This window comes from Pseudomonas sp. CFBP 13710 (assembly GCF_014842235.1).
Taxonomy (GTDB): domain Bacteria; phylum Pseudomonadota; class Gammaproteobacteria; order Pseudomonadales; family Pseudomonadaceae; genus Aquipseudomonas; species Aquipseudomonas baltica.
In genome coordinates, this window is record NZ_JACYVJ010000006.1 from 51,973 (window position 1) to 74,365 (window position 22,393).

A 22,393-nucleotide genomic window follows, 5' to 3' on the forward strand; every position below is an offset into this window, starting at 1 on the left:
GTCGTTGCGCCGGGCCGTGCCCTGACCCATGTACTGTCGCGCGGGGAGAGCGGCATTGACGTTCACTGTTCGGCCAGCCGGCCTCGGTGTCGCGTTGATGCTGCCTGCGTGCAGGTGTAGCGGAGAGCCACCATGAACGAAACGACCGAACGCGACGCACGTCACCTGGCGCGCATGCTGCGCAAGAAAGCCGTGATGGACGAACGCATCGCCAATTCTCCCAACGAATGTGGCTTGCTGCTGGTGCTCAGCGGTAACGGCAAGGGCAAGAGCAGTTCGGCGTTCGGCATGCTCGCGCGAGCCATGGGCCACGGCCTGCAGTGCGGCGTGGTGCAGTTCATCAAGGGGCGCAACAGCACCGGCGAGGAACTGTTCTTCCGGCGCTTTCCCGAGCAGGTGCGCTACCACGTGATGGGTGAAGGGTTCACCTGGGAAACTCAGGATCGGCAGCGAGACATCGCGGCGGCCGAGGCTGCCTGGGACGTCTCCAGGCAACTGATGAGCGATCCGGCCATTGGCCTGGTGGTGCTCGACGAACTCAACATTGCCCTCAAGCATGGTTATCTCGACCTGGACACCGTGCTGCATGATCTGCAGGCACGTCCGCCCATGCAGCATGTGATCGTCACCGGTCGCGGGGCCAAGCCCGAGCTGATCGAACTGGCCGACACAGTCACCGAAATGGGTGTGGTCAAGCATGCGTTCCAGGCCGGCATCCGTGCCCAGAAGGGCATCGAACTATGACCGAGCCGCGCCAGTGTCCGGCGGTGCTGATCGCCGCCCCGGCCTCCGGGCAGGGCAAGACCACCGTGACCGCCGCCCTGGCGCGCCTGCATCGCAATCAGGGGCGGCGGGTGCGGGTGTTCAAGTGCGGCCCGGACTTTCTCGATCCGATGATCCTCGCTCGCGCCAGCGGCGCGCCTGTCTATCAGTTGGACATGTGGATGGTCGGCGAGCAGGACAGCCGGCGGCTGTTATGGGAAGCGGCGCAGGAAGCCGACATCATCCTCATCGAAGGCGTCATGGGCCTGTTCGACGGCACGCCGTCCAGCGCTGATCTGGCGCGTCATTTCGGCGTTCCGGTGCTGGCCGTGATCGATGGCACCGCCATGGCGCAGACGTTCGGCGCTCTTGCCTTGGGCCTGGCCTGTTACCAACCCGATCTGCCGTTCGCCGGCGTCCTGGCCAACCGGGTCGGCACGGTGCGTCACGCGCAACTGCTCGAGGGCAGCCTGACCCAGGGTCTGCGCTGGTACGGCGCGTTGTCCCGGGAAACCGGGATCGAACTGCCGAGCCGCCATCTGGGGCTGGTCCAGGCCAGCGAGCTCAACGATCTGGATACCCGCCTGGATGCCGCGGCCGCCGCCCTGGCCCAGACCTGCCAGGTGGCCTTGCCGCCTGCGGTCACCTTCGCCGCCCCGGTCGAACGCTCGGTGGCGCGCCTGCTCGATGGCGTGCGCCTTGGTGTGGCCCGCGATGCCGCGTTCGCTTTCGTCTACGACGCCAGTCTGGATGTGTTGCGCGACATGGGCGCCGAGCTGGTGTTCTTCTCGCCGTTGCACGACCTGCGGCTGCCGCCATGCGACAGCCTGTACCTGCCCGGTGGCTACCCCGAGCTGCACCATTTGGCGCTGGCCGCCAACGTTTCGATGCTCGACGATATCCGCGCTCACCATGCCGCGGGCAAGCCGCTGCTGGCTGAATGTGGCGGCATGCTCTACTTGCTCGACGCACTGACCGACGTCGAAGGGGCCCGCGCGCAACTGCTGGGTCTGCTGCCCGGCGAAGCAGTCATGCAGAAGCGCTTGGCGGCCCTGGCCTTGCAGGCGGTCGAGCTGCCGGAGGGGGTATTGCGCGGGCACACTTATCACCACTCGCTGACCAGTACCGAGTTGCAGCCGATTGCTCGCGGCGTCAGCCCCAATGGCGGTCGCGGCGCCGAGGCGGTTTACCGCCAGGGACGGATGACGGCCTCTTACGTGCATTTCTATTTCCCGTCCAATCCGGCGGCGGTGGCCGCACTGTTCGCGCCCGATGATCACGCGCCTGCAGCCGGGCATCGGGCGGCGTCATGAGCGAGCCCTACAGCGACAGCGAGCGCGCCGCCATCTACCGAGTGATCGCCGGACGCCGCGACATGCGTCACTTCGCCGGCGGCAGCGTCCCCCCGGAGCTGCTTGCGCGGTTGCTGGCGGCCGCCCACCAGGGGCCCAGCGTCGGCCTGATGCAGCCCTGGCGATTCATTCGCATCAGCGACGCGGGTGTGCGCGGTCGCATCCAGGCGTTGGTCGAGGAAGAGCGACTGCGCACCGCACACGCCATGGGCGAGCGTTCGGACCAGTTCATGCGGCTCAAGGTCGAAGGGATCGCGGACTGCGCCGAAGTGCTGGTGGCGGCGCTGATGGACGATCGCGAGCGCCATGTGTTCGGCCGCCGGACCTTGCCGGAAATGGACCTGGCCTCGGTGTCCTGCGCCATCCAGAACCTGTGGCTGGCGGCGCGCGCCGAGGGTTTGGGCATGGGTTGGGTGTCGCTGTTCGATCCCCATGCCCTGGCCGAGGTACTGGGCATGCCCGCTGGAGCCAAGCCGGTGGCGGTACTGTGCCTGGGGCCGGTCGAAGGCTTCTACGATGCGCCGATGCTGGAACTTCAAGGCTGGGCTGCCCCCCAGCCGCTCGAACACATGCTGTACGAAAACCAATGGGGAAAATCGTTGTGAGCATTGCGTTGATGACGGCGGCCGGGGTGGCGCTCGATGCCCTGTTGGGGGAGCCGCGCAGGCACCATCCGCTGGTTGCCTTCGGCCGTCTGGCCAACCGGATCGAAGCACGTTTCAACCGCGCCGGGCGTGGCTGGCGCAGCCATGGTGTCACCGCCTGGTTCCTGGCCGTGGTGCCCCTGACCCTGTTGGCGACATTGCTGTCCTGGCTGCCGCTGGTCGGCTGGCTGGTGGAGATTGGCGCGCTGTACCTGGCGCTGGGCATGCGCAGCCTGGGGGAGCACGTGATGCCCGTGGCCCAGGCCCTGCGCAGCGACGACCTGGCCAGCGCTCGTCAGCGTGTCGGCTATCTGGTGAGCCGGCAGACCGATGAGCTGGACGCCGAGGCAGTGGCCCGGGCCGGCACCGAATCGGTGCTGGAAAACGGCAGTGATGCGGTGTTCGCGGCGATCTTCTGGTTCGTCGTGGCCGGCGCGCCCGGGGTTGTCCTGTATCGCTTGAGCAACACGCTGGACGCCATGTGGGGCTACCGCAACGAACGCTTCGAGCGTTTCGGTTGGGCGGCGGCTCGCATCGACGACGTGCTCAACTACATCCCGGCGCGCCTGGTTGCGCTCACCTATGCCGTGCTGGGCAAGACCCGCCAGGCCTTGCGCTGCTGGCGCCGGCAGGCACCGCAGTGGGACAGCCCCAACGCCGGCCCGGTGATGGCGGCAGGGGCCGGCGCATTGGGCGTGCAGCTGGGCGGTCCGGCTATCTATCACGGCGAACTGCATGAGCGGGCCGTGCTGGGCGAGGGTGCGCCGGCCGATGCCGACAGCATCGAGCGCGGCTGGAACCTGGTCCAGCGCGGCGTGTGGCTGTGGCTGTTGGTGCTGTGTCTGGGAGGCTTGCTCGATGCTTGAACACGGAGGGCGCTTGCGCCAGGCGGTGCTCGAATACGGTATCGCCGAAGACGACTGGGTCGACCTGTCCACCGGTATTGCGCCATGGGCTTTCCCCCTGCCCGAGATCACAGCGCGCGCCTGGGCGCGGCTGCCGGAAAACGAAGACGGCCTGGAAGACGCCGCGCGCAGCTACTACGGCTTCGCGCACGTGCTGCCGGTGCCGGGCTCGCAAGCGGCCATTCAGACACTGCCACGCCTTCGTCGCAGTGGTCGGGTAGGGGTGCTGTCGCCGTGCTACGCCGAACATGCCGAGGGCTGGCGACAAGCGGGGCATGTGGTGCGCGAAATCAGCGAAGACGAGGTCGAGCACTTCATCGACAGTCTCGACGTGCTGGTCGTCGTCAACCCGAACAACCCCACTGGCCGGCTGCTGTCCGCCGACTGCCTGCTGGCCTGGAATGCGCGTCTGAACAGCCGGGGCGGCTGGCTGGTGGTCGATGAAGCGTTCATGGACAACACGCCGCGTGCCGGTCTGGCTCGCTACGGCGTACAACCTGGGTTGATCGTGCTGCGCTCGTTCGGCAAGTTCTTCGGGCTGGCGGGTGTACGGCTGGGCTTCGTCCTCGGCGAGCCGCGCCTGCTGCGCCTGCTGGCCGACCTGATCGGTCCTTGGGCAGTGAGCGGGCCGACACGCCAGCTGGGGCAGGCCTGCCTGCTCGACCAGTCGTCGCAGCAGGCGCAGATCGCCCGCTGCGCCGCGGCCAGCGAGCGCCTTGCCCAATGCTTGCGGCGCCACGACCTGGCGCCACAGGGCGGCTGCGCACTGTTCCAGTCGGTGGCGTACGAAGGGGCCGAGCGCCTGCAGGATTTCCTCGCCCGTCGCGGCATCCTCGTGCGGCTGTTCAAGCAGGACAGCCGCCTGCGCTTCGGCCTGCCTGCCCGCGAGGGCGACTGGGCACGACTCGAATCCGCCCTGGGCGAGTATCGCAAGGAGTACGCATGAGCACATTGATGGTCCAGGGCACCACGTCCGATGCCGGGAAAAGCACGCTGGTCACCGCGCTGTGTCGCTGGCTGACCCGTCAGGGCGTGGCGGTGGTGCCGTTCAAACCGCAGAACATGGCCCTCAACAGTGCGGTGACTGCCGACGGCGGCGAGATCGGTCGCGCCCAGGCGGTGCAGGCCCAGGCCGCCTACCTGCAGCCGCATACCGACATGAACCCGGTGTTGCTCAAGCCCAACAGCGACACCGGTGCCCAGGTGATCATCCACGGGCGCGCCGTGACCAGCATGAACGCCGTCGCGTATCACGACTACAAGGCCATCGCCATGCAGGCGGTACTGGCTTCGCACCAACGGCTGAGCGCAAGCTACCCGGTGGTGGTGGTCGAAGGCGCCGGGTCGCCAGCGGAGATCAACCTGCGCGCCGGCGACATCGCCAACATGGGCTTCGCCGAGGCGGTGGACTGCCCGGTGCTGCTGATCGCCGACATCAACCGCGGCGGCGTGTTCGCCCATCTGGTTGGTACCCTGGAACTGCTTTCGCCGACTGAACAGGCGCGGGTTCAGGGCTTCATCATCAATCGCTTTCGCGGCGACATCGCCTTGCTCCAGCCAGGCCTGGATTGGCTGGAGGCCCGTACCGGCAAGCCGGTGATCGGTGTGCTGCCGTATGTCATGGACCTGCACCTGGAGGCCGAAGATGGCCTGGATCGGCGTCAGTCAAGCAAGGCCGACAAGGTGCTCAAGGTGATCGTGCCGGTCTTGCCGCGCATCAGCAACCACACCGATTTCGACCCGCTGCGCCTGCACCCGCAGGTCGACCTGCAGTTCATCGGCGTGGGCGATGACATCCCCCCGGCCGACCTGATCATCCTGCCCGGCTCGAAGAGCGTGCGGGCCGACCTGGCTCACCTGCGCGCTCAGGGCTGGGAACAGGCGATCTCCCGCCACCTGCGTTATGGCGGCAAGGTGCTGGGCATCTGCGGCGGGCTGCAGATGCTCGGCACGCGCATCGACGACCCGCTGGGCCTCGAAGGCGCAGCCGGTTCCAGTACGGGGCTGGGCCTGCTGGAATTCACCACCGAACTGCACGCCGAAAAACAGCTGCGCAACGTGACCGGCCAGTTGACCCTTGAACAGGCCGCCGTCAGCGGCTACGAGATCCATGCCGGGGTGACCACCGGGGCGGCGCTGGATCATCCGGCGGTGCAATTGAGTGATGGTCGCCGCGACGGCGCGATCAGCGCTGACGGGCAGATTCTGGGGACTTACCTGCACGGCTTGTTCGAAGCGCCGCAGTCATCGGTGGCATTGCTGCGCTGGGCGGGGCTGGCCGACGTGCAGTCGGTGGATTACCACGCGTTGCGCGAGGCCGACATCGAGCGGCTGGCCGACCTGGTCGAGCAGCACCTGGACACCGCGCGCCTGCGCGAGCTGTGCGGCTTGCCTGGGGGAGGTGCCTGACATGCTGCAACTGATCCTCGGCGGTGCCCGCTCCGGCAAGAGCCGCCTGGCCGAACGGCTGGCCACCGACAGCCAGCTACACGTCGTGTACATCGCTACCAGCCAGCCGGTGGATGGCGAGCTTGACCAGCGGGTGGCCTTGCACCGCGAGCGCCGTCCCGATCATTGGGGGCTGGTGGAAGAACCGCTGGCCCTGGCCGACGTGCTGCGTGCTCAAGCGCGCAGCGATCGCTGCCTGTTGGTTGACTGCCTGACCCTGTGGCTGACCAATCTGCTCATGCTCGACGAGCCCGAACGCTTGAATGCAGAGCGTGAAGCTCTGCTCGAAACACTGCCCGGCCTGCCGGGACACATCCTCTTCGTCAGCAACGAAACCGGCCTGGGCGTCGTGCCGCTGGGTGAACTGACCCGGCGCTACGTCGACGAGACGGGCCTGCTGCACCAGGCCCTGGCCGAACGCTGCGAGCGAGTGGTGTTCACCGTGGCCGGCCTTCCCATGGTACTGAAAGGAGCTGCGTTATGAACTCAGCCTGGTGGCTGCACACTGCCCGTGCCGCCGATGCCCGCATTCATCGCGAGGCGCTGGAGCGTCAGCAGCAGTTGACCAAGCCGGCCGGCTCGCTCGGCGCGCTGGAACAGGTGGCCGTGCAACTGGCCGCATTGCAAGGGCGGCTCAAGCCCTCGGTCGAGCAGGTCTGGGTCTCGGTGTTCGCTGCCGACCACGGCATCGTCGCCGAGGGCGTCTCGCCCTATCCGCAGGAAGTCACTGCGCAAATGGTGCACAACTTCGTCAACGGCGGTGCGGCCATCAGCGTATTGGCGCGCCGCCTGCAGGCACGCCTGGAAGTGGTGGACCTCGGTACCGCGACGCCGCTGGGCGATCTGCCTGGCGTGCAGCATGTGCGGATCGCTGCCGGTACGCGCAATTTCATCGACGCGCCGGCGATGAGTGTCGAGCAGGGCACGCAGGCACTGCAGGCCGGTCGCGACAGCGTGCTGCGGGCGAAAGCCAGCGGCACCGAGCTGTTCATCGGCGGTGAGATGGGCATCGGCAACACCACGTCTGCCACCGCGCTGGCCTGCGCCTCGCTGGCGTGCGCCGTGGTCGATCTGGCCGGGCCGGGCACCGGTCTGGACGCCGCTGGCGTGACCCACAAGGTGGAGGTCATCGAGCGCGCCTTGAAGGCCCATGCCGGGCTGCCCGACGAACCACTGCAGCGCCTGTTCTGCTACGGTGGCTTCGAGGTTGCCGCGCTGGTCGGCGCCTACCTGGCCTGTGCCCAGGAGGGCATCGTGGCACTGGTGGATGGTTTCATCTGCAGTGTCGCGGCGCTGTTGGCGGTGCAGTTGAACCCGTCCATCCGGCCTTGGCTGCTGTTCGCTCACAACGGCGCCGAACCCGGCCATCGCCATGTCCTGGCGGCCCTTGAGGCGCAACCGTTGCTGCAACTGGGCTTGCGCCTGGGCGAAGGCAGTGGCGCCGCCTTGGCCGTGCCGCTGTTGCGCCTGGCGTGCGACCTGCACGAGCAGATGGCGACCTTCGCCGAAGCGGCTGTCGCGGACCGTCCGGCATGATCTTGCACCTGGATCTGCTGCGCCATGGCGAAACCGAGATCGGCGGGTTTCGCGGCAGCCTCGATGACGCCCTGACCGAGCGCGGTTGGGCCCAACTGCACGCGGCGGTTGCCGACCGTTCCGGTTGGGACCGCATCGTCAGCTCACCGCTGCAGCGATGCGCACGCTTCGCAGAGGTGCTGGCCGGACAGCGCGGACTGCCGCTGACCTTCGAAGGCGGTCTTCAGGAGCTGCATTTCGGCGCCTGGGAAGGCCTGAGTGCGGCGCAATTGATGCAGACCGACGAAGCCGGTCTGGGGCTGTTCTGGAACGACCCCTACGCCTTCACGCCACCCGACAGCGAGCCCATGCTGGATTTTTCCGCGCGCATCCATGCCGCGTTGCGCAGGTTGCACCTGCAATATCCGGGCGAGCGGTTGCTGCTGGTGGTGCACGGCGGGGTCATGCGCCTGTTGCTGGCCGAAGCACGCGCCCTGCCACGCGAACAGCTGCTTCAAGTCGAGGTCGGACACGCTGCCTTGTTCAGTGTGGTGATGGCAGCCGACGGCAGCCTGAGCGAGCCGTCCTGAACATGCTGCCGTTCTGGATCGCCTTGCAGTTTCTCAGCAGCTTGCCGGTGCGCCTGCCCGGTATGCCCAGTCCAGAGGCTTCCGGGCGCTCGCTGTTGTTCTATCCTGCCGTGGGGCTGCTGTTCGGCGTGCTCTTGTGGGCCGCCAGTGCGCTGCTCGCCGGAACGCCAGTGCTTCTGCACGCCGCGCTGTTGCTGGCGCTGTGGGTGGTGCTCAGCGGTGGCCTGCACCTGGACGGTCTGGCGGACAGCGCCGATGCCTGGCTGGGCGGATTCGGCGACCGCGAACGCACCTTGCTGATCATGAAGGACCCACGCAGCGGTCCCATGGCCGTGGTGACGCTGATGTTGGTGCTGCTGCTCAAGTTCTGTGCGCTGCTGGCCTTGCTCGAGCAGGGCCAGCAGGCCGCGCTGATGCTGGCCCCGATACTGGCGCGGGCCGCCATGCTCGGCCTGTTCATGACCACGCCCTACGTGCGCGCTGGCGGGCTGGGCCAGGCCCTGGCCGACCACCTGCCGCGTCGTGCCGGCGCTTGGTTGCTGGCAGGCGTGGCGCTGGTCAGCCTGGCGTTCTGCGGGGTTTGGATCAGCCTGTTGGTGCTGGCTGGCTTCGTGGCGCTGCGACGCCAGGTGATCAAGCGTTTGGGCGGCACCACCGGCGATACCGCCGGCGCCATGCTCGAGTTGCTCGAACTGTTGCTGCTGCTGGGCGCTGCGCTGTAGAACCTGCCTCGCAGATGGTTGCATGCGGCGCTGCCTGTCGGCGATGAACAGGCATACAATCGAGCGGCCTGTCCCCTCATGCCCGGAGCACACAATAATGACATCGGTATGGCGTACCAGCGGCTGGGTCCTGCTCGGCGCAGCCCTGATCCTTGCCCTGTCCCTGGGCATTCGCCACGGCTTCGGGCTGTTCCTGGCGCCCATGAGTGCGGAGTTCGGCTGGGGCAGGGGCGTATTCGCGCTGGCCATCGCGCTGCAGAACCTGATCTGGGGCCTGGCCCAACCCTTCGCCGGCGCCCTGGCGGATCGCTTCGGCGCCGGGCGGGTGGTTGCGGTGGGTGGTGTGCTCTACGCGGTCGGCCTTGGCTGCATGGGGCTGGCCAACTCCGAGTTGAGCCTGAGCCTCAGCGCTGGCCTGCTGATCGGCCTGGGGCTCTCCGGTACGTCGTTCTCGGTGATTCTGGGCGTGGTAGGACGAGCCCTGCCCGCCGAACACCGCAGCATGGGCATGGGGATCGCCAGCGCTGCCGGCTCGTTCGGGCAATTCGCGATGCTGCCCGGCACGCTCGGCCTCATCAGCTGGCTGGGCTGGTCGACGGCCTTGCTGGTGATGGGCGTACTGGTCGCGTTCATCGTCCCCCTGGTACGCATGCTCAAGGACCGGCCACTGCCAGCCCAGGCCCACGATCAGAGCCTTGGCCAGGCGCTGCGTGAGGCCTGCGGCCATTCGGGCTTCTGGCTGCTGGCGCTGGGCTTCTTCGTCTGTGGTTTCCAGGTGGTATTCATCGGCGTACACCTGCCGTCCTACCTCGTCGACCAGCACCTCCCGGCAAGCGTAGGCACCACGGTCCTGGCGCTGATCGGTCTGTTCAACATCTTCGGCACCTACATCGCCGGCTGGCTGGGTGGGCGCATGTCCAAGCCGCGACTGCTGACCGCCTTGTACCTGATGCGCGCTGTGGTGATCGTGCTGTTCCTGTGGTTCCCGGTCACTACCGTCAGCGCCTGCCTGTTCGGCATGGCGATGGGGCTGCTCTGGTTATCCACCGTTCCCTTGACCAACGGTACCGTCGCAACGCTGTTTGGCGTGCGCAACCTGTCGATGCTCGGCGGCATCGTGTTTCTCTTCCACCAGCTGGGGGCGTTTCTGGGGGGCTGGCTGGGCGGCCTGGTGTACGACCAGACCGGCAGCTATGACCTGGTCTGGCAGCTGTCGATTGCGTTGAGCCTGCTCGCCGGTGCGCTCAACTGGCCGGTGCGCGAACGCCCCGTTGCCCGGCTGCAGGCGCAGGGAGCGAGCGCATGAGCAGACTCCGCAGCGTGCAACTCGCCATGGCATGCGCACTGGCCGCGCTGCTGGGTCTGGCGTGGTGGGGCTGGCAGCAGGGCGGACTGGCCCTGCTGCAAATGAACATGAGCCTGTGCTGACGTCACACATGAAAAAGCCCCGAACCGGTCGGGGCTTTTCGTATTACCTGATCGATCAGAAGCGGTAGGTCACTGAAGTACCGAAGCCATGTGCGCTGTTCTCGTACTTGGCCTGGTAGGCACCCTTGGTGGCGCTGACCAGGTTGATCTTCGTGTCTTCTTCCTTCAGGTAGGAATAGGCGAAGTCGAAGGTCAGGTCGTCCGTCGGGCTCCAGCCAGCACCCAGGCTGAGGATGGCGCGGTCGCCCGTCGGGATGCGTGGCGAACGGTTGGTGTTGTTGGTCGGCGACTGGTCAACCGAAAAGCCCGTGCGCAGCGTCCACTGTTTGTTCAGTTTGTAGGCGGCGCCCACGGCATGAGACCAGGTGTCGTGCCAGTTCTGTTCTTCGGTGATGGTGCCGATCGACGAGCGCAGCGCGGCAGGCACGCCTTCGTTCTCGACCGAGATTTCCTTCAGGCGGCTCCAACGGGTCCAGGTGCTGCCTGCGTACAGGGTCCAGTCCTGGTTGAGTTCGTGGGTGACCGAGAAGTCCACCGACTCAGGCGTGTCGATGTCCAGCGATGCATCGTACTTGCTGCCGTTGAACGGCCCGAACCCCGAACCTTCGACCTTGGTATGGCCGTCCAGCTTGTACTTGACCTTGGAGTGGTAGGTCAGGCCCACGCGGGTATCGTCAGTCGCCTGAACGAGCACGCCGACGTTGAAGCCCACGGCGGTATCGTCGCCCTTGATCTTGACTTCGCCGTCGTTGCGGCCTGGCGTCGCGCGGTTCAGCGCGGCCGACGTCAGCTCGCCTTCAAGGCGGTTGAAGGTAGGACCGAAGCCGATCGACACACGCTCGTTGAAGGCATAGCTGACGGTAGGCTGCAGCGTGACGACTGCCACATGGCTCTTGTCGCCCCAGTAGCGGCCGGCAAAACCACTTTCATAGTCGGTGACCAGACCAAAAGGCGCGTACAGACCGAAACCGACGGTCCAGTTGTCATCCAGTGGTTTGACGTAGTAGCCCATCGGGACGCCTACGAACGGGACCATGTCGCCGTCGTTGCTGCCGCCGAAGGTTCCACGGCCGCTGATGTCGGTCTTGGCGACGATGGCCGCAGCGCCGACGCTGACCTGTTCACGTTTGATGCGGGACATGCCGGCAGGGTTGCCATAGACAGTGCTGGCGTCCTCGGCGGACGACGAGCGACCGGCGAAGCCGGTACCCATGCCGCTGATGCTTTGTTCATTGAGGGCGAAGCCGGCAGCGAAAAGCTGGCTCGATGCCAGGGTGACAGCGAAGCCGAGAGTGGTCTTGAGCATTGGTCTTTTCATTGTTTTAACTCTAGGGGGGCACTGAGGGGCAAGCTACCAACATTTTCACTGCAACGCTATAGCCTGAAACACTCTGGCTAGAGCGGTTTTGTAGGACAATCCGACCATAATTTACGGGCGCCCGAATGCAGCTTCCAGCGGTCGCGTATGCGCCATCCCTGTGCCATGGGCGCACGCCGGTGCCTGGTAGATTCCACGCAGCTGTCTAGCTCGGGCAAGACAGGGTCGTTGGCAAGCAGAAAAATGACGTCAGATTTTCGATTGCGCGGCAGTGGGCGACGCACGGTGGTCCTTCGGCCGGACTGGCGAACTGTAATGTGCGTTTACAGTTGCATGCATCGATAGCATGCCAAGGCCTGGGCCTCCCCCAAATCGCAGGCATGAAAAAGCCCCGACGGGTCGAGGCTTTTCCATACATTACATCGTGTGCATCGTTGCAGCGATCAGGCAACCAGGGCCTGACGCGTACGGTCGATCACGGCCTGCAGCGGTTCGGCACTGGAGTACTGTTCCGGGTACAAGCGTTCGCTGTGACGGGCGATACCGTGCTCATTGACGATGGTGAAGCTGAAGCAGCCTTTGCGCGCGGCCATGATCAGGCAGTTCATCGGAGCGAAGGCGTGGGTGAGGGTGCGGATGGCATCCTGGGTCTGGATATGAGTCATGTTGTTGTATGTTCCTGCAATGGTCACGACTTGGAGCCGTGATCGATAAAAACGTTCCAGTAGCGCGGGCCTTTGGGCCGGGCGAAGAACCTGTCTGGAACAAGACAGCCAGTGAACAGCGCTTTATCGTTTTGGCTGTTGGGCTGACTGGTAGGTACTTAGGAGGGCAGGCAACATTCCGGGCTAAGGTTCGGGGCCCTGGATGCAGATCCTGATCAATCGTAGGTTGGTCGGGGCAGAGTAATTCGCTTGATGCCGGACTTGTTCGCAAGTCGGGGAGCGTTACCTGGAGACCATCATGTTGGTCGAGCCCGTGTGAACAGGGTGGTCGACCTGAATTGACTTTCAGCTTGGTACTAACGGGTCGAAGACTATCGCATCGGCTATGAGAAGCGCAAGCGATATTCCGAAAAAATACCTTATTGCTACCTTGAAGACGCAAACGAAGACCCGGTCACTGCAAGTGCAAGAAAACGTGTCTGTCCGGTCTGATCGTGCCTCGTCGATCATGGCTACTCGGTATGACTCACGCAAGTCAATGAAAAAAAACGTCTTTTCGAGTTGGTGAAAAAATCGACAGTTTGACTTCAGGCCCCATTCCATATGGGTTTGCGAGGGGCAGGGGGGGGTTGTCCACTGACTTATCCACAGCTTCTGTGGATTGTCCCAAGGACGCGCTCTGGCACGGGGTTGGTCGGGTCCGAAAGGGCAGACATCTGTCACCTGGGGCTAAACCCTCGGCCATTGCCGCCGATAACACGACCATGACCCTGATGCCGGTGCCTTATGTTCAACAACAAACTCAAGCAGCAACTCAGCGCCCAAGCCGACGAACTGGTGGAATTGCGTCAACTGGTAGCCGGCATGACCCACGAGATGCTCAGCCTGGACATCGACGCATCGCTGCGCATCATCGCCTGCAACGACTTGTTTGCGACCACTTTGGGCTATACCGAAGCCCAGCTGGTTGGCAGGCTGATGACCGAATTGGTCCCCACCTACGTGACCAAACTGCCGTGCTACAACAACTTCCGTGCGGCGGTGGCAGCGGGCACTTCGGTGTCGGACAACTATCGCTACCTCAAGGCGGACGGCAGTCTGGTCTGGGTCAATGCGCACTGGAAGCCCATCCGCAATGCGGCAGGTGTGCTGATGCACATCAAGTGCTTTGCCACCGATGTCACCAAGAGCATGGAGAAAGCAGCGGAGAACGCTTCGTTCATCGACGCCTTGCTGCGCTCCACGGCGGTCATCGAGTTCGATTTGAAAGGCACCGTGCTGTCGGCCAACGACCAGTTCATGCGCGGCATGGGCTATACCCTGGCGCAGGTGCAGGGCAAGCATCACCGCATGTTCTGCCACAGCGAAGAAACCAGTTCGCCGAGCTACACCGAATTCTGGGCAAACCTGAACCGCGGTGAGTTCGTCGCCGGGCGCTTCAAGCGCCTCGACAGCATGGGCCGCACCATCTGGCTCGAGGCGACCTACAACCCCGTCTACGACACCGAAGGCAAGCTCTACAAGGTGGTCAAGTTCGCTACCGTGGTCACCGAGCAGGTCGAGCGCGAGGCCGAGGTCAATCAGGCGGCGCAGACCGCCTATGAAATCTCGCGCAGCACCGACATCAGCGCCCAGCGTGGCGCGGTGGTAGTGACCGATACCGTGCAGACCATGCGCAAGATCGCCGACGACATGCAGTCCGCGTCCAGCGGTGTGGAAGCGCTGGGCAAGCAATCGCTGCTGATCAGCTCGATCATCCAGACCATCAGCAGCATCGCCCAACAGACCAACCTGCTGGCGCTGAACGCCGCCATCGAAGCGGCCCGCGCCGGTGAACAGGGGCGCGGGTTCGCCGTGGTGGCCGACGAAGTCCGGCAACTGGCGGGCCGGACCAGCACCGCCACCGACGAGATCGCCGCCGTGGTGCAGCAGAACCAGGCACTGGTCGACGGCACCGTGCGCGACATGGCCAACAGCAGGCAGCAGGCTGAGCAGGGCGTACAACTGGCCGGTCAGGCCGGTGACGTGATCGTCGAGATCCAGGACGGGGCCAAGAAAGTGGTGGAGGCGGTGGCGCGTTTCACCAACCTCTGACGGCCTGTACGGCACCTTCGCAGCGGTTGTATTAGAATGGGCCACGTTCATTCAGCGAAGGTAATCGATATGACAGTCCAGACCGAAACCGCTCTGCTGGCGGGTGGCTGCTTCTGGGGCATGCAGGACCTGATCCGTCGTTATCCGGGCGTCCTGCAGACGCGGGTCGGGTACAGCGGCGGCGATGTCGCCAATGCGACCTACCGCAACCACGGCACCCACGCCGAAGCCATCGAGATCGTCTTCGATCCCAGCGTGATCGGCTATCGCCAGATCCTCGAGTTTTTCTTCCAGATTCACGACCCGTCCACGGCCAACCGCCAGGGCAACGATGTAGGCCTGAGCTACCGCTCGGCGATCTTCTACAACACCGAGGAGCAGAAACGCGTCGCACTGGAAACGATCGCCGATGTCGATGCCTCCGACCTGTGGCCCGGCAAGGTCGTCACCGAGCTTGCCCCTGCAGGTGATTTCTGGGAAGCCGAGCCCGAGCATCAGGATTACCTGGAGCGTATTCCCAACGGCTACACCTGCCATTTCGTACGTCCCGACTGGAAACTTCCCGCGCGCGGCTGATCAGGTTGCGCCAATAGCTAGACATATCCAGTAATAATTTCCCGGCGGTGGTGTTCATCACTGCCGGGACATCCATCCTGACGCCCCCTGCAACGACCCCTCTCCATCGTGCAGCCCGCACGCTCTGCGCTCTTCATACGCACTCATCCAGCCTGCACGCTCGCTGGCAAAGATCAATGCTTCTGGTTGGCAGCCGCGAATGCTTGCCAAGTGCCATGAATTATCATTTACATTTTTTTGACATTTGCATAGCCTTGCGCCGCTTCCGCATTCAACGCGGTTTCGCACACAAGTTTGCGTGGCTTCCTACAGCCTGCATTCGAGTCTTCGCCCGGGGGGGGCAGACCGCCTTGTGTGGGTTCCTGAGGTCATGCCATGAATCATTTTCCGTTGCGCAGTGTTGCGCTGTGCATCTCTCTGTCCATTGCCGGCCTGGCGCAGGCAGCTCCGATTGCGGTGAATCTGCCCGCGCAGCCCTTGGGCGAAGCGCTGAACCAGTTGGGTCAGGCCAGCGGCCTGCAAGTGGTGTTCGAACCAGCGGCGATTGCCGGCAAGACCGCACCTTCGGTAACCGGCCGGATGGAACCCGCATTGGCACTGCAACGCCTGCTGGCTGGCAGCGGCCTGGTCGGTACGGTGCAGGGCGACGTGGTCAGCGTCACCGCGCCCGCTACAGCGTCCACTGGCGGCGCGGTGGAACTGGGCGCGACGGCCGTCTCGGCCGCCACCAGTTCCATAGCCGGCACGGCCACCACCGAACACTCCGGCTCCTACACCACCGGCAGCATGAGCACCTCGACCGGGCTGCCGCTGTCGATCCGCGAAACCCCGCAGTCGGTCAGCGTCATCACGCGCCAGCGCATGGACGACCAGGGCATGAACGACCTCAACGATGTGGTCAAGTACGCGCCCGGCATCACCTTGCGCAAGTTTGGCGGCGACCGCCAGGCGTTCCAGGCGCGCGGGTTCAACATCGACAACATCATGTACGACGGCCTGCCGACCAGCATCGGCCAGTTCACTTTGGACACCATCGCCGGCGCCGACCTGGCCCTGTACGACCGGGTTGAAGTGGTGCGCGGCGCCACCGGCTTGATGACCGGTGCCGGCAGCCCGTCGGCAACCCTGAACCTGGTGCGCAAGCGTCCTACCGCCACCCCTCAGGTCAGCATCACCACCAGTGCCGGTACCTGGGACCGCTACCGCACGCAAGTGGATGCGTCGAACCGGCTCAACGAATCCGGCACCCTGCGTGGCCGGGTGGTGGCCGCCTACGAAGACGACAACAGCTACATCGACGAGCGTGAAAAGCAGCGCCAGACCTTCTACGGCGTATTCGAAGCGGACCTGAGCGAGGCGACTACCCTGACCCTCGGGGCTTCCAAGCAGCGCGATGATGCCACCTCTGACTGGGGCAGCCTGCCGTCCGGTCCGAATGGCGAAGACCTGCATCTGTCGCGCTCCACCTTCCTGAGCAATGACTGGGCCTACTGGGATCGGGACAACGTCAGCGTGTTCACCGACGTCACCCACCGCTTCGACAACGGCTGGACCGCCAAGGCTGCGGCCGCGAAGATATGGGCCGAGTCCAACACCTTTTCCAGCTATCTGACGGCGCCCCGCAATGGTGTGTACGGGCAGGCCACAGGCGCCTACGACACCACCGACGTGCAGACCAACGTGGATGCCTCGCTCGCTGGCCCGTTCCAGTTGTTCGGGCGCGAGCATCAGTTGACCCTCGGCGCGAGCCGTCGCCAGGAAAAGTTCGACCAGACCGGTGGCTACTGGAACGACTCCACGCCCATCGATATCTACAACTTCGATCCGGGTGTCATTGCCAAGCCTTCGCGCACTCGCAGCGACTATCGGCTCTACGAGAGCAAGAACACGGCAACCGAAAAGGGTGTCTACGCCGCCGCGCGTTTCAACCCGCTGGACCCGCTGCATATCATCGTCGGCAGCCGAGTCAGCTGGTATGACTACGACAACCGCTCGGGCACGGGTGATTACAAAGTGACCCAGGAAGTCACGCCCTACGCCGGCATCATCTATGACCTGAACGATACCTACTCGGTCTACGCCAGCTACACCGAAATCTTCAAGCCGCAGACGCAGCAGGATGTCGGCGGCACGGTGCTGGACCCGATGACCGGTGAAAGCTATGAGATCGGCATCAAGGGCGAGTACTTCGATGGCGGACTGAATGCGTCCGTGGCCATGTTCGACATGACCCAGCAAAACCGCGCCTACGCCATTCCCGATCAACCGGCCAGCTGCCGGGCCACCAACCGCACCTGCTACGAGGCTGCGGGCGAGGTACGCAGCCGTGGCCTGGATACCGAAATCAGTGGCGCCTTCACGCCCAACTGGCAGTTCTCGGCCGCCTATACCCTGGTGCTCAGCCAGTACGTGAAAGACCGTACCTACGAGAAAGGCAATCTGTTCGCGCCCAACCAGCCCAAGCATCTGTTCAAGGCCGCAACCACTTACCAGTTCGAAGGTGCCTTGGACAGGCTGCGTATCGGTGCCGACGTGCTGGCGCAGAGCGCAACCTACGGCCGTGTCGGAACCGGTCATGCGGAGCAGGATTCCTACGCGGTACTGGGCTTGATGGCCGGCTATCGCTTCGACGAACACTGGGACGCCCGCGTCAACTTCAACAACGTGCTGGACGAGAAGTACTGGCAGGGTATTCCTACCGCAACCGGCAGTGGCACCTACGGCGACCCGCGCAACCTGATGTTCTCGCTGAAATGGTCGCTGTGATCCAGTGACCGAGAGGGCGGGCGTGCAATGCGCCCGCCCGTCGATCATCACAGGCATTCGTAGCAGATGCCCATACGTGTCAAGGCCGAAAGGGCGTGGACAGCTGGAACTGTGCCAATTCGCGCAACCCTGTATTCACCTTGAAACGGACGCTGTAAGGTCTGGCATGGGCCAGCTGTGAAGAGAGGCCCCTATCGGCACTGCCATAGGCGCGTTGTGGTGAACTGTCTGCGGAGCACTTTTGAAAACACTGCTCATCATCGGCATCGGCGCCGGTCATCCCGAGCACATCACGGTGCAGGCGGCGCGTGCCTTGGCGCGGGTCGATGTGTTCTTCCTGATGGACAAGGGCGATCACAAGGGCAAGCTCAATGCCCTGCGCAAAGAGATCCTCGAGCGTCATGCAACGCCTGGGGCGTATCGGGTGGTCGAGGTGCGGCAGCCCGAGCGTCCGGCCGGGCCGGACTATCGGACGTCGGTGAATACCCTGAACGCGCGCAAGCGGGCGGCCTTCGAGCGGCTGCTCGATGATGAAGTGGCGGACGGGGAGTGCGCGGGCGTTCTGGTGTGGGGCGATCCTTCGCTGTACGACAGCACGCTGCGCATTGTCGAGGCGATCGCTGCCAACGGCGCGCGAGCGGTGCACTATGAGGTGTTTCCCGGTGTGACCAGCATTCAGGCGCTGACCGCGGCGCACCGGATCACCCTCAACAGCATTGCCGGTGCCGTGCAGATCACTACGGGTCGACGCCTGGCGGCGGGCATGCCCGAGGGCGTCGACACGGTGGTGGTGATGCTCGATGCACAGGACAGCTTCAAGGCGCTGGTCGGCCAGGATCTGGATATCTATTGGGGGGCTTACGTCGGTACGGCCGATGAAGTGCTGCTGTCGGGAAGGCTGGACGACATGGCGCAGACCATTGCCGATGCGCGGCAGCAGGCGCGCAGCCAGCATGGCTGGATCATGGACAGTTATCTGCTCAGGCGGCGTGTCTGAAGTTGCGCGGGGTTGCCGGACGCGGCTCGCGCCGCTGCTACAGGGGCTGTCTGGTGTTTTGCGGGGCTGCCGGACGCGGCTCGCGCCGCTGCTACAGGGGCTGTTTGGTGTTTTGCGGGGTTGCCGGACGCGGCTTGTCGGTCTTGCGCGCGGATTTCGCGTTGCGCAGGCTTGTATTACCTAAACGCCAACGTCACCATCAGGGCACCCTGCGTTCCGCTGTGAGCCGATATGCCGACCCAGCCTCCCGAACATTTTCGCGCCCCCTCCGTACCTGAGGAGACACCCGCCCAGGATGCCGCCGAGCGCCTGCAGCTGGCTCTGGATACCGGGGCCATCGTCGGTACCTGGGTATGGGATGTTGCGGCCGACCACTTCAGTGCCGACGAACGCTTTGCCCGCACCTTCGGTCTGTCCGGCAAGGTCTGTGCCCAGGGCCTGCCGCTGGAGCAAGCGATGGCCAGCGTCCATCCGCAGGATCGCCCGCGGGTCGAAGCGGCCGTGTTCGAGACCCTCGGCAACGGCGGTCACTACCGTTGCGAGTATCGCGTGCTGCAGAGCGACGGCAGCTATCGCTGGATCGAAGCCAACGGCCACGTCGAATTCGACGAGGCGGGGCGTCCGCACCGTTTTCCCGGCGTGCTGCTGGACATCCAGCAACGCCGCAGCGCCGAGGCCGAGCGCGATCGCATGACCCACCTGCTGCGCACCTTCACCGCCGCGGTGCCCGGTGTGGTGTACGCCAAGGATCGCCAGGGCCGGATGCTGGTTGCCAATCGCGGCACCACCGAACTCATCGGCAAACCGCCCGAGCAGTACATCGGCCGCACCGATATGGAGTTCCTGGAAGACAAGGTCCAGGCTCGGGTGATCATGGAAACCGACCGACGCATCATGGAAGGTCGGCACACCCAGGAGGTGGAAGAGGAGGTACGCCAGGCCGACGGCACCGCCGCGACCTGGCTGTCGCTCAAGACGCCTCTGCTCGACGAGGACGGCGAAGTCATTGGCCTGATCGGGTCCTCCATCGACGTCACCGCGCGCAAGAAAGCCGAGGCTGCGGTGCGCGAGCTCAATCAGACCCTGGAAGAGCGCGTGCGCATCGCCATTGCCGAGCGGGAAAAAGCCGAGGCAGCGTTGCACCAGGCGCAGAAGATGGAGGCCGTGGGCCAGCTTACCGGGGGTATCGCCCACGACTTCAACAACCTGCTGGCGGGCCTGTCCGGCAGCCTTGAATTGATGCACATGCGCTTGAAACAGGGCCGTACCGCTGACCTCGAACGCTATCTGGACGTCGCTCAGGGGGCCGTCAAGCGCGCCGCTTCACTGACTCATCGCCTGCTGGCGTTCTCCCGGCGGCAGACCCTGGCTCCGGTGCCCACCGACGTCAACGCGCTGATCCACGGCCTGGAAGAACTGGTGCGACGTTCGGTCGGACCCTCCATCGAACTGAGCGTGCGCCATACCCAGGGTCTGTGGACGGCGCTGATCGACCCGACCCAGCTGGAAAACGCCTTGCTCAACCTGTGTATCAATGCTCGCGATGCCATGCCCGGTGGTGGGCGGATCACCATCGAAACCGCCAATCAGTGGCTGCCTCACAGCGATGCATTCAATCACGAGGTACAGGCCGGCGAGTACCTGGTGGTTCACGTGACCGATAACGGTTCGGGGATGAGCGAGGAGGTCATGGCCAAGGTGTTCGAGCCGTTCTTCACCACCAAACCGGTGGGCGAGGGCACCGGCCTGGGTCTGTCGATGATCTATGGGTTTGCCAGGCAGTCCGGCGGACTGGTGAAGATCCAGTCACGGCCGGGGCTTGGCACGACGGTCAGCCTGTACCTGCCCAGGCATTGCGCAGGCCTCGAGACAGAAGCGGTGGTGCCCAGCCAGGCGCCCATCGACCTCGGTGGCAGCGGCGAAACCGTGCTGGTGGTGGACGACGAAGCCTCGGTGCGCGGTTCCGTGGCCGAGCTGCTGGAAAGCCTGGGCTATGTGGTCCTGCAGGCCGGCGACAGCGCCCAGGGCCGAGACCTGCTGCAATCGGCTGCGCGCATCGACCTGCTGGTCACGGACGTAGGCTTGCCTGGCGGGCTCAATGGCCGGCAGATGGCCGAGCTGGGGCGCTCGGCCCGGCCAGGCTTGCCGGTGCTGTACATCACCGGCTACGCGCAGAACCTGGCGTTGGACCAATGCCATCTGCAGCCCTGCACCGAGGTGCTGACCAAGCCGTTCGCCCTGGAGGCGCTGAGCGAGCGCGTGCGCATGCTGATCACGCAACGGCAGCCATGAAACCTGTTCTGCGGCCATGAAAAAGCCCCGCCATGGCGGGGCTGCTCACAACCAGCGGGCTCATCGAGTCAACCTGGCGTTCAGGATCGCGTCGCGCACCAGCGGGCGGCAGGCTTCGACGAAGGCGATCAACTGGCTGGCCGGGATTGTGCCCAATGCACTGACAGGGGTATGGCGGATGGTGTTATATTCCTGCGCTGACATGGCGGATACCTCTCAAGGGTTTCATTCGATGTGTCACCCGAGCCGCCGGGACTCTCACCTCCCGGTGGCTCTCCTTTACTTGGTTCGCCGGGCACGTGAAATTGTTCAATCTTTAAGATGGCCAGTCGCCGTACGGTATGTTAGGCCCTTCCCCTGCTCTATTCGGTAATCACTCCCGCGCGAACACCATGGCCTTGAGGCCGCTGGCTGGATCTATGTCGGCAAACTCCGGTGGGTTGTCCAGGCGCCGCTGCAGGCGCAGCTGCGGTGCTTCGCGGCGCAGCTCGTCGACGAGAAATTCGGGGCCCAGCGCCGGGTCGTTCGTGCACGCCAGCACCACGCCCGATTCGCTGAGCAGTTCCGGCAGGCGGCGCAGTACCCGCTGGTAATCCTTGGTCAGCAGGAAGCTGCCTTTCTGGAACGACGGCGGGTCAATGATCACCATGTCGTAAGGGCCGTCCTTGCCGACCCGGCCCCAGGACTTGAACAGATCGTGGCCGAGAAAGCTGACCTTGCCCAGGTCGTGGCCATTGAGGTGGTGGTTCTCGCGTCCCCGGGTAAGGGCGGCGCGAGACATGTCGAGGTTGATCACATGGGCTGCGCCGCCAGCTATGGCGGCCACCGAGAACCCGCAGGTGTAGGCGAACAGGTTGAGCACACGTCGACCCCGGGCGTTTTCGCGTACCCAGTCGCGACCGTGGCGCATGTCGAGAAACAAGCCGTTGTTCTGTTTACGCCCCAGGTCGATGCGGTACTGCAGGCCGTTCTCGACCAGGATCACCTGCTCTTGCGCTTCTCCGATCAGCCAGTGCACGTCGCTGCCGGGCAGGTAGCGATGCTGCAGGGCCAGACCGCGCGCACCGCTGGCGCCCCACGCCGGTTGCTGCGCCAGTCGGGCCAGCAGCTGTTGCAAGCCTGCCAGCTGTTCGGCAAGCGGCTCCTTGAACAGCGACACCAGCACGATGCCCTGCAGCCAGTCCACGGTCAGTTGCTCCAGCCCCGGCCAGCGCCGACCGCGGCCGTGAAGCAACCGGCGAGTTTCCAGCGGCGGCTGGGCGAGGGCTTGCAGCAGGTGTTGGTGCAAGGTGGCGAGGGCGTCGGCGTTCATGGCAAGG

20 protein-coding genes and 2 pseudogenes are annotated in these 22,393 nt (G+C 64.7%); 18 read left to right on the forward strand and 4 right to left on the reverse strand.

The window, feature by feature from the left end:
• The first annotated feature begins 132 nt into the window (after positions 1-132).
• From cobO to IFT44_RS21240, 12 genes are all read left to right on the forward strand, one after another.
• A complete protein-coding gene (cobO, locus tag IFT44_RS14690; RefSeq protein WP_192057433.1) occupies positions 133-744 on the forward strand; it encodes a cob(I)yrinic acid a,c-diamide adenosyltransferase in 612 nt (203 codons plus the stop codon).
• Complete coding sequence (locus IFT44_RS14695; protein WP_192176122.1) at positions 741-2,075, forward strand: cobyrinate a,c-diamide synthase; 1,335 nt, start codon at positions 741-743, stop codon at positions 2,073-2,075. The genes cobO and IFT44_RS14695 overlap by 4 nt, the downstream gene beginning before the upstream one ends.
• A complete protein-coding gene (gene bluB, locus IFT44_RS14700) occupies positions 2,072-2,719 on the forward strand; it encodes a 5,6-dimethylbenzimidazole synthase (protein WP_192176123.1) in 648 nt (215 codons plus the stop codon). Before IFT44_RS14695 ends, bluB begins: the two co-directional genes overlap by 4 nt.
• Positions 2,716-3,624 (forward strand): adenosylcobinamide-phosphate synthase CbiB, encoded by a 909-nt coding sequence (cbiB, locus tag IFT44_RS14705; protein WP_446730957.1) that lies wholly within the window; start codon positions 2,716-2,718, stop codon positions 3,622-3,624. The genes bluB and cbiB overlap by 4 nt, the downstream gene beginning before the upstream one ends.
• Positions 3,617-4,609: a threonine-phosphate decarboxylase CobD gene (gene cobD, locus IFT44_RS14710; RefSeq protein WP_192176125.1), complete on the forward strand. Its 993-nt coding sequence runs from the start codon at positions 3,617-3,619 to the stop codon at positions 4,607-4,609. Before cbiB ends, cobD begins: the two co-directional genes overlap by 8 nt.
• The gene (locus tag IFT44_RS14715) at positions 4,606-6,072 is read left to right on the forward strand and encodes a cobyric acid synthase (RefSeq protein WP_192176126.1); all 1,467 of its coding nucleotides are present in this window, start codon (positions 4,606-4,608) and stop codon (positions 6,070-6,072) included. Before cobD ends, IFT44_RS14715 begins: the two co-directional genes overlap by 4 nt.
• 1 nt (position 6,073) lies before the next feature.
• Positions 6,074-6,595: a bifunctional adenosylcobinamide kinase/adenosylcobinamide-phosphate guanylyltransferase gene (gene cobU / locus IFT44_RS14720; protein WP_192176127.1), complete on the forward strand. Its 522-nt coding sequence runs from the start codon at positions 6,074-6,076 to the stop codon at positions 6,593-6,595.
• A complete protein-coding gene (gene cobT, locus IFT44_RS14725) occupies positions 6,592-7,647 on the forward strand; it encodes a nicotinate-nucleotide--dimethylbenzimidazole phosphoribosyltransferase (RefSeq protein WP_192176128.1) in 1,056 nt (351 codons plus the stop codon). Before cobU ends, cobT begins: the two co-directional genes overlap by 4 nt.
• Positions 7,644-8,216: an alpha-ribazole phosphatase family protein gene (gene cobC, locus IFT44_RS14730; protein WP_192176129.1), complete on the forward strand. Its 573-nt coding sequence runs from the start codon at positions 7,644-7,646 to the stop codon at positions 8,214-8,216. Before cobT ends, cobC begins: the two co-directional genes overlap by 4 nt.
• A 2-nt stretch (positions 8,217-8,218) precedes the next feature.
• Complete coding sequence (locus tag IFT44_RS14735) at positions 8,219-8,938, forward strand: adenosylcobinamide-GDP ribazoletransferase (RefSeq protein ID WP_192176130.1); 720 nt, start codon at positions 8,219-8,221, stop codon at positions 8,936-8,938.
• A gap of 97 nt (positions 8,939-9,035) precedes the next feature.
• Positions 9,036-10,244, forward strand: a complete 1,209-nt coding sequence (locus IFT44_RS14740) for an MFS transporter (RefSeq protein WP_185793738.1) — start codon at positions 9,036-9,038, stop codon at positions 10,242-10,244.
• Positions 10,241-10,366, forward strand: coding sequence for a hypothetical protein (locus tag IFT44_RS21240; protein ID WP_264382555.1), 126 nt, complete (start codon positions 10,241-10,243; stop codon positions 10,364-10,366). Before IFT44_RS14740 ends, IFT44_RS21240 begins: the two co-directional genes overlap by 4 nt.
• A 55-nt stretch (positions 10,367-10,421) precedes the next feature.
• Here IFT44_RS21240 and IFT44_RS14745 read toward each other — a convergent pair whose 3' ends face one another.
• Together IFT44_RS14745 and IFT44_RS14750 are read right to left on the reverse strand one after the other, a co-directional pair.
• Positions 10,422-11,684, reverse strand: a complete 1,263-nt coding sequence (locus tag IFT44_RS14745; protein ID WP_185793737.1) for an OmpP1/FadL family transporter — start codon at positions 11,682-11,684, stop codon at positions 10,422-10,424.
• Positions 11,685-12,127: 443 nt separating this feature from the next.
• Complete coding sequence (locus IFT44_RS14750) at positions 12,128-12,349, reverse strand: hypothetical protein (RefSeq protein ID WP_122478886.1); 222 nt, start codon at positions 12,347-12,349, stop codon at positions 12,128-12,130.
• An 876-nt stretch (positions 12,350-13,225) separates the two neighbouring features.
• On the opposite strand from IFT44_RS14750, the pseudogene IFT44_RS21385 reads away from it, so the two are divergent.
• The 6 genes and pseudogenes from IFT44_RS21385 to IFT44_RS14775 all read left to right on the forward strand — a co-directional run.
• Positions 13,226-13,912: pseudogene (locus IFT44_RS21385) on the forward strand (PAS domain-containing protein); the annotation flags it as partial.
• A gap of 102 nt (positions 13,913-14,014) precedes the next feature.
• A pseudogene (locus tag IFT44_RS21390) lies at positions 14,015-14,443 on the forward strand (methyl-accepting chemotaxis protein); the annotation flags it as partial.
• Positions 14,444-14,512: 69 nt separating this feature from the next.
• The gene (gene msrA / locus IFT44_RS14760; RefSeq protein ID WP_122478881.1) at positions 14,513-15,019 is read left to right on the forward strand and encodes a peptide-methionine (S)-S-oxide reductase MsrA; all 507 of its coding nucleotides are present in this window, start codon (positions 14,513-14,515) and stop codon (positions 15,017-15,019) included.
• Between the two features lie 375 nt (positions 15,020-15,394).
• Entirely contained in the window at positions 15,395-17,785 is a 2,391-nt protein-coding gene (locus IFT44_RS14765) for a TonB-dependent siderophore receptor (RefSeq protein WP_192057423.1), read from the forward strand.
• A 241-nt stretch (positions 17,786-18,026) separates the two neighbouring features.
• Positions 18,027-18,782, forward strand: a complete 756-nt coding sequence (cobF, locus tag IFT44_RS14770; protein WP_192176131.1) for a precorrin-6A synthase (deacetylating) — start codon at positions 18,027-18,029, stop codon at positions 18,780-18,782.
• A 231-nt stretch (positions 18,783-19,013) separates the two neighbouring features.
• Entirely contained in the window at positions 19,014-21,074 is a 2,061-nt protein-coding gene (locus IFT44_RS14775; RefSeq protein WP_192176132.1) for a hybrid sensor histidine kinase/response regulator, read from the forward strand.
• 60 nt (positions 21,075-21,134) lie between these two features.
• Here IFT44_RS14775 and IFT44_RS14780 read toward each other — a convergent pair whose 3' ends face one another.
• A complete protein-coding gene (locus tag IFT44_RS14780; RefSeq protein WP_163007599.1) occupies positions 21,135-21,278 on the reverse strand; it encodes a hypothetical protein in 144 nt (47 codons plus the stop codon).
• A gap of 169 nt (positions 21,279-21,447) precedes the next feature.
• The gene (locus IFT44_RS14785) at positions 21,448-22,386 is read right to left on the reverse strand and encodes a class I SAM-dependent methyltransferase (RefSeq protein WP_192176133.1); all 939 of its coding nucleotides are present in this window, start codon (positions 22,384-22,386) and stop codon (positions 21,448-21,450) included.
• Positions 22,387-22,393 lie beyond the last annotated feature (7 nt).

Excerpts from the sequence above, each read along its gene's own strand:
- IFT44_RS14695 (WP_192176122.1), top strand. The coding sequence starts at position 741 with ATGACCGAGCCGCGCCAGTGTCCGGCGGTGCTGATCGCCGCCCCGGCC.
- bluB (WP_192176123.1), top strand. The coding sequence starts at position 2,072 with ATGAGCGAGCCCTACAGCGACAGCGAGCGCGCCGCCATCTACCGAGTG.
- IFT44_RS14775 (WP_192176132.1), top strand. The coding sequence starts at position 19,014 with ATGCCGACCCAGCCTCCCGAACATTTTCGCGCCCCCTCCGTACCTGAG.
- IFT44_RS14750 (WP_122478886.1), bottom strand. The coding sequence starts at position 12,349 with ATGACTCATATCCAGACCCAGGATGCCATCCGCACCCTCACCCACGCC.
- cobO (WP_192057433.1), top strand. The coding sequence starts at position 133 with ATGAACGAAACGACCGAACGCGACGCACGTCACCTGGCGCGCATGCTG.
- IFT44_RS14785 (WP_192176133.1), bottom strand. The coding sequence starts at position 22,386 with ATGAACGCCGACGCCCTCGCCACCTTGCACCAACACCTGCTGCAAGCC.
- IFT44_RS14780 (WP_163007599.1), bottom strand. The coding sequence starts at position 21,278 with ATGTCAGCGCAGGAATATAACACCATCCGCCATACCCCTGTCAGTGCA.
- cobT (WP_192176128.1), top strand. The coding sequence starts at position 6,592 with ATGAACTCAGCCTGGTGGCTGCACACTGCCCGTGCCGCCGATGCCCGC.
- cobC (WP_192176129.1), top strand. The coding sequence starts at position 7,644 with ATGATCTTGCACCTGGATCTGCTGCGCCATGGCGAAACCGAGATCGGC.
- IFT44_RS14765 (WP_192057423.1), top strand. The coding sequence starts at position 15,395 with ATGAATCATTTTCCGTTGCGCAGTGTTGCGCTGTGCATCTCTCTGTCC.
- cobU (WP_192176127.1), top strand. The coding sequence starts at position 6,074 with ATGCTGCAACTGATCCTCGGCGGTGCCCGCTCCGGCAAGAGCCGCCTG.
- cobD (WP_192176125.1), top strand. The coding sequence starts at position 3,617 with ATGCTTGAACACGGAGGGCGCTTGCGCCAGGCGGTGCTCGAATACGGT.
- IFT44_RS14745 (WP_185793737.1), bottom strand. The coding sequence starts at position 11,684 with ATGAAAAGACCAATGCTCAAGACCACTCTCGGCTTCGCTGTCACCCTG.
- IFT44_RS14735 (WP_192176130.1), top strand. The coding sequence starts at position 8,219 with ATGCTGCCGTTCTGGATCGCCTTGCAGTTTCTCAGCAGCTTGCCGGTG.
- msrA (WP_122478881.1), top strand. The coding sequence starts at position 14,513 with ATGACAGTCCAGACCGAAACCGCTCTGCTGGCGGGTGGCTGCTTCTGG.
- IFT44_RS21240 (WP_264382555.1), top strand. The coding sequence starts at position 10,241 with ATGAGCAGACTCCGCAGCGTGCAACTCGCCATGGCATGCGCACTGGCC.
- IFT44_RS14740 (WP_185793738.1), top strand. The coding sequence starts at position 9,036 with ATGACATCGGTATGGCGTACCAGCGGCTGGGTCCTGCTCGGCGCAGCC.
- IFT44_RS14715 (WP_192176126.1), top strand. The coding sequence starts at position 4,606 with ATGAGCACATTGATGGTCCAGGGCACCACGTCCGATGCCGGGAAAAGC.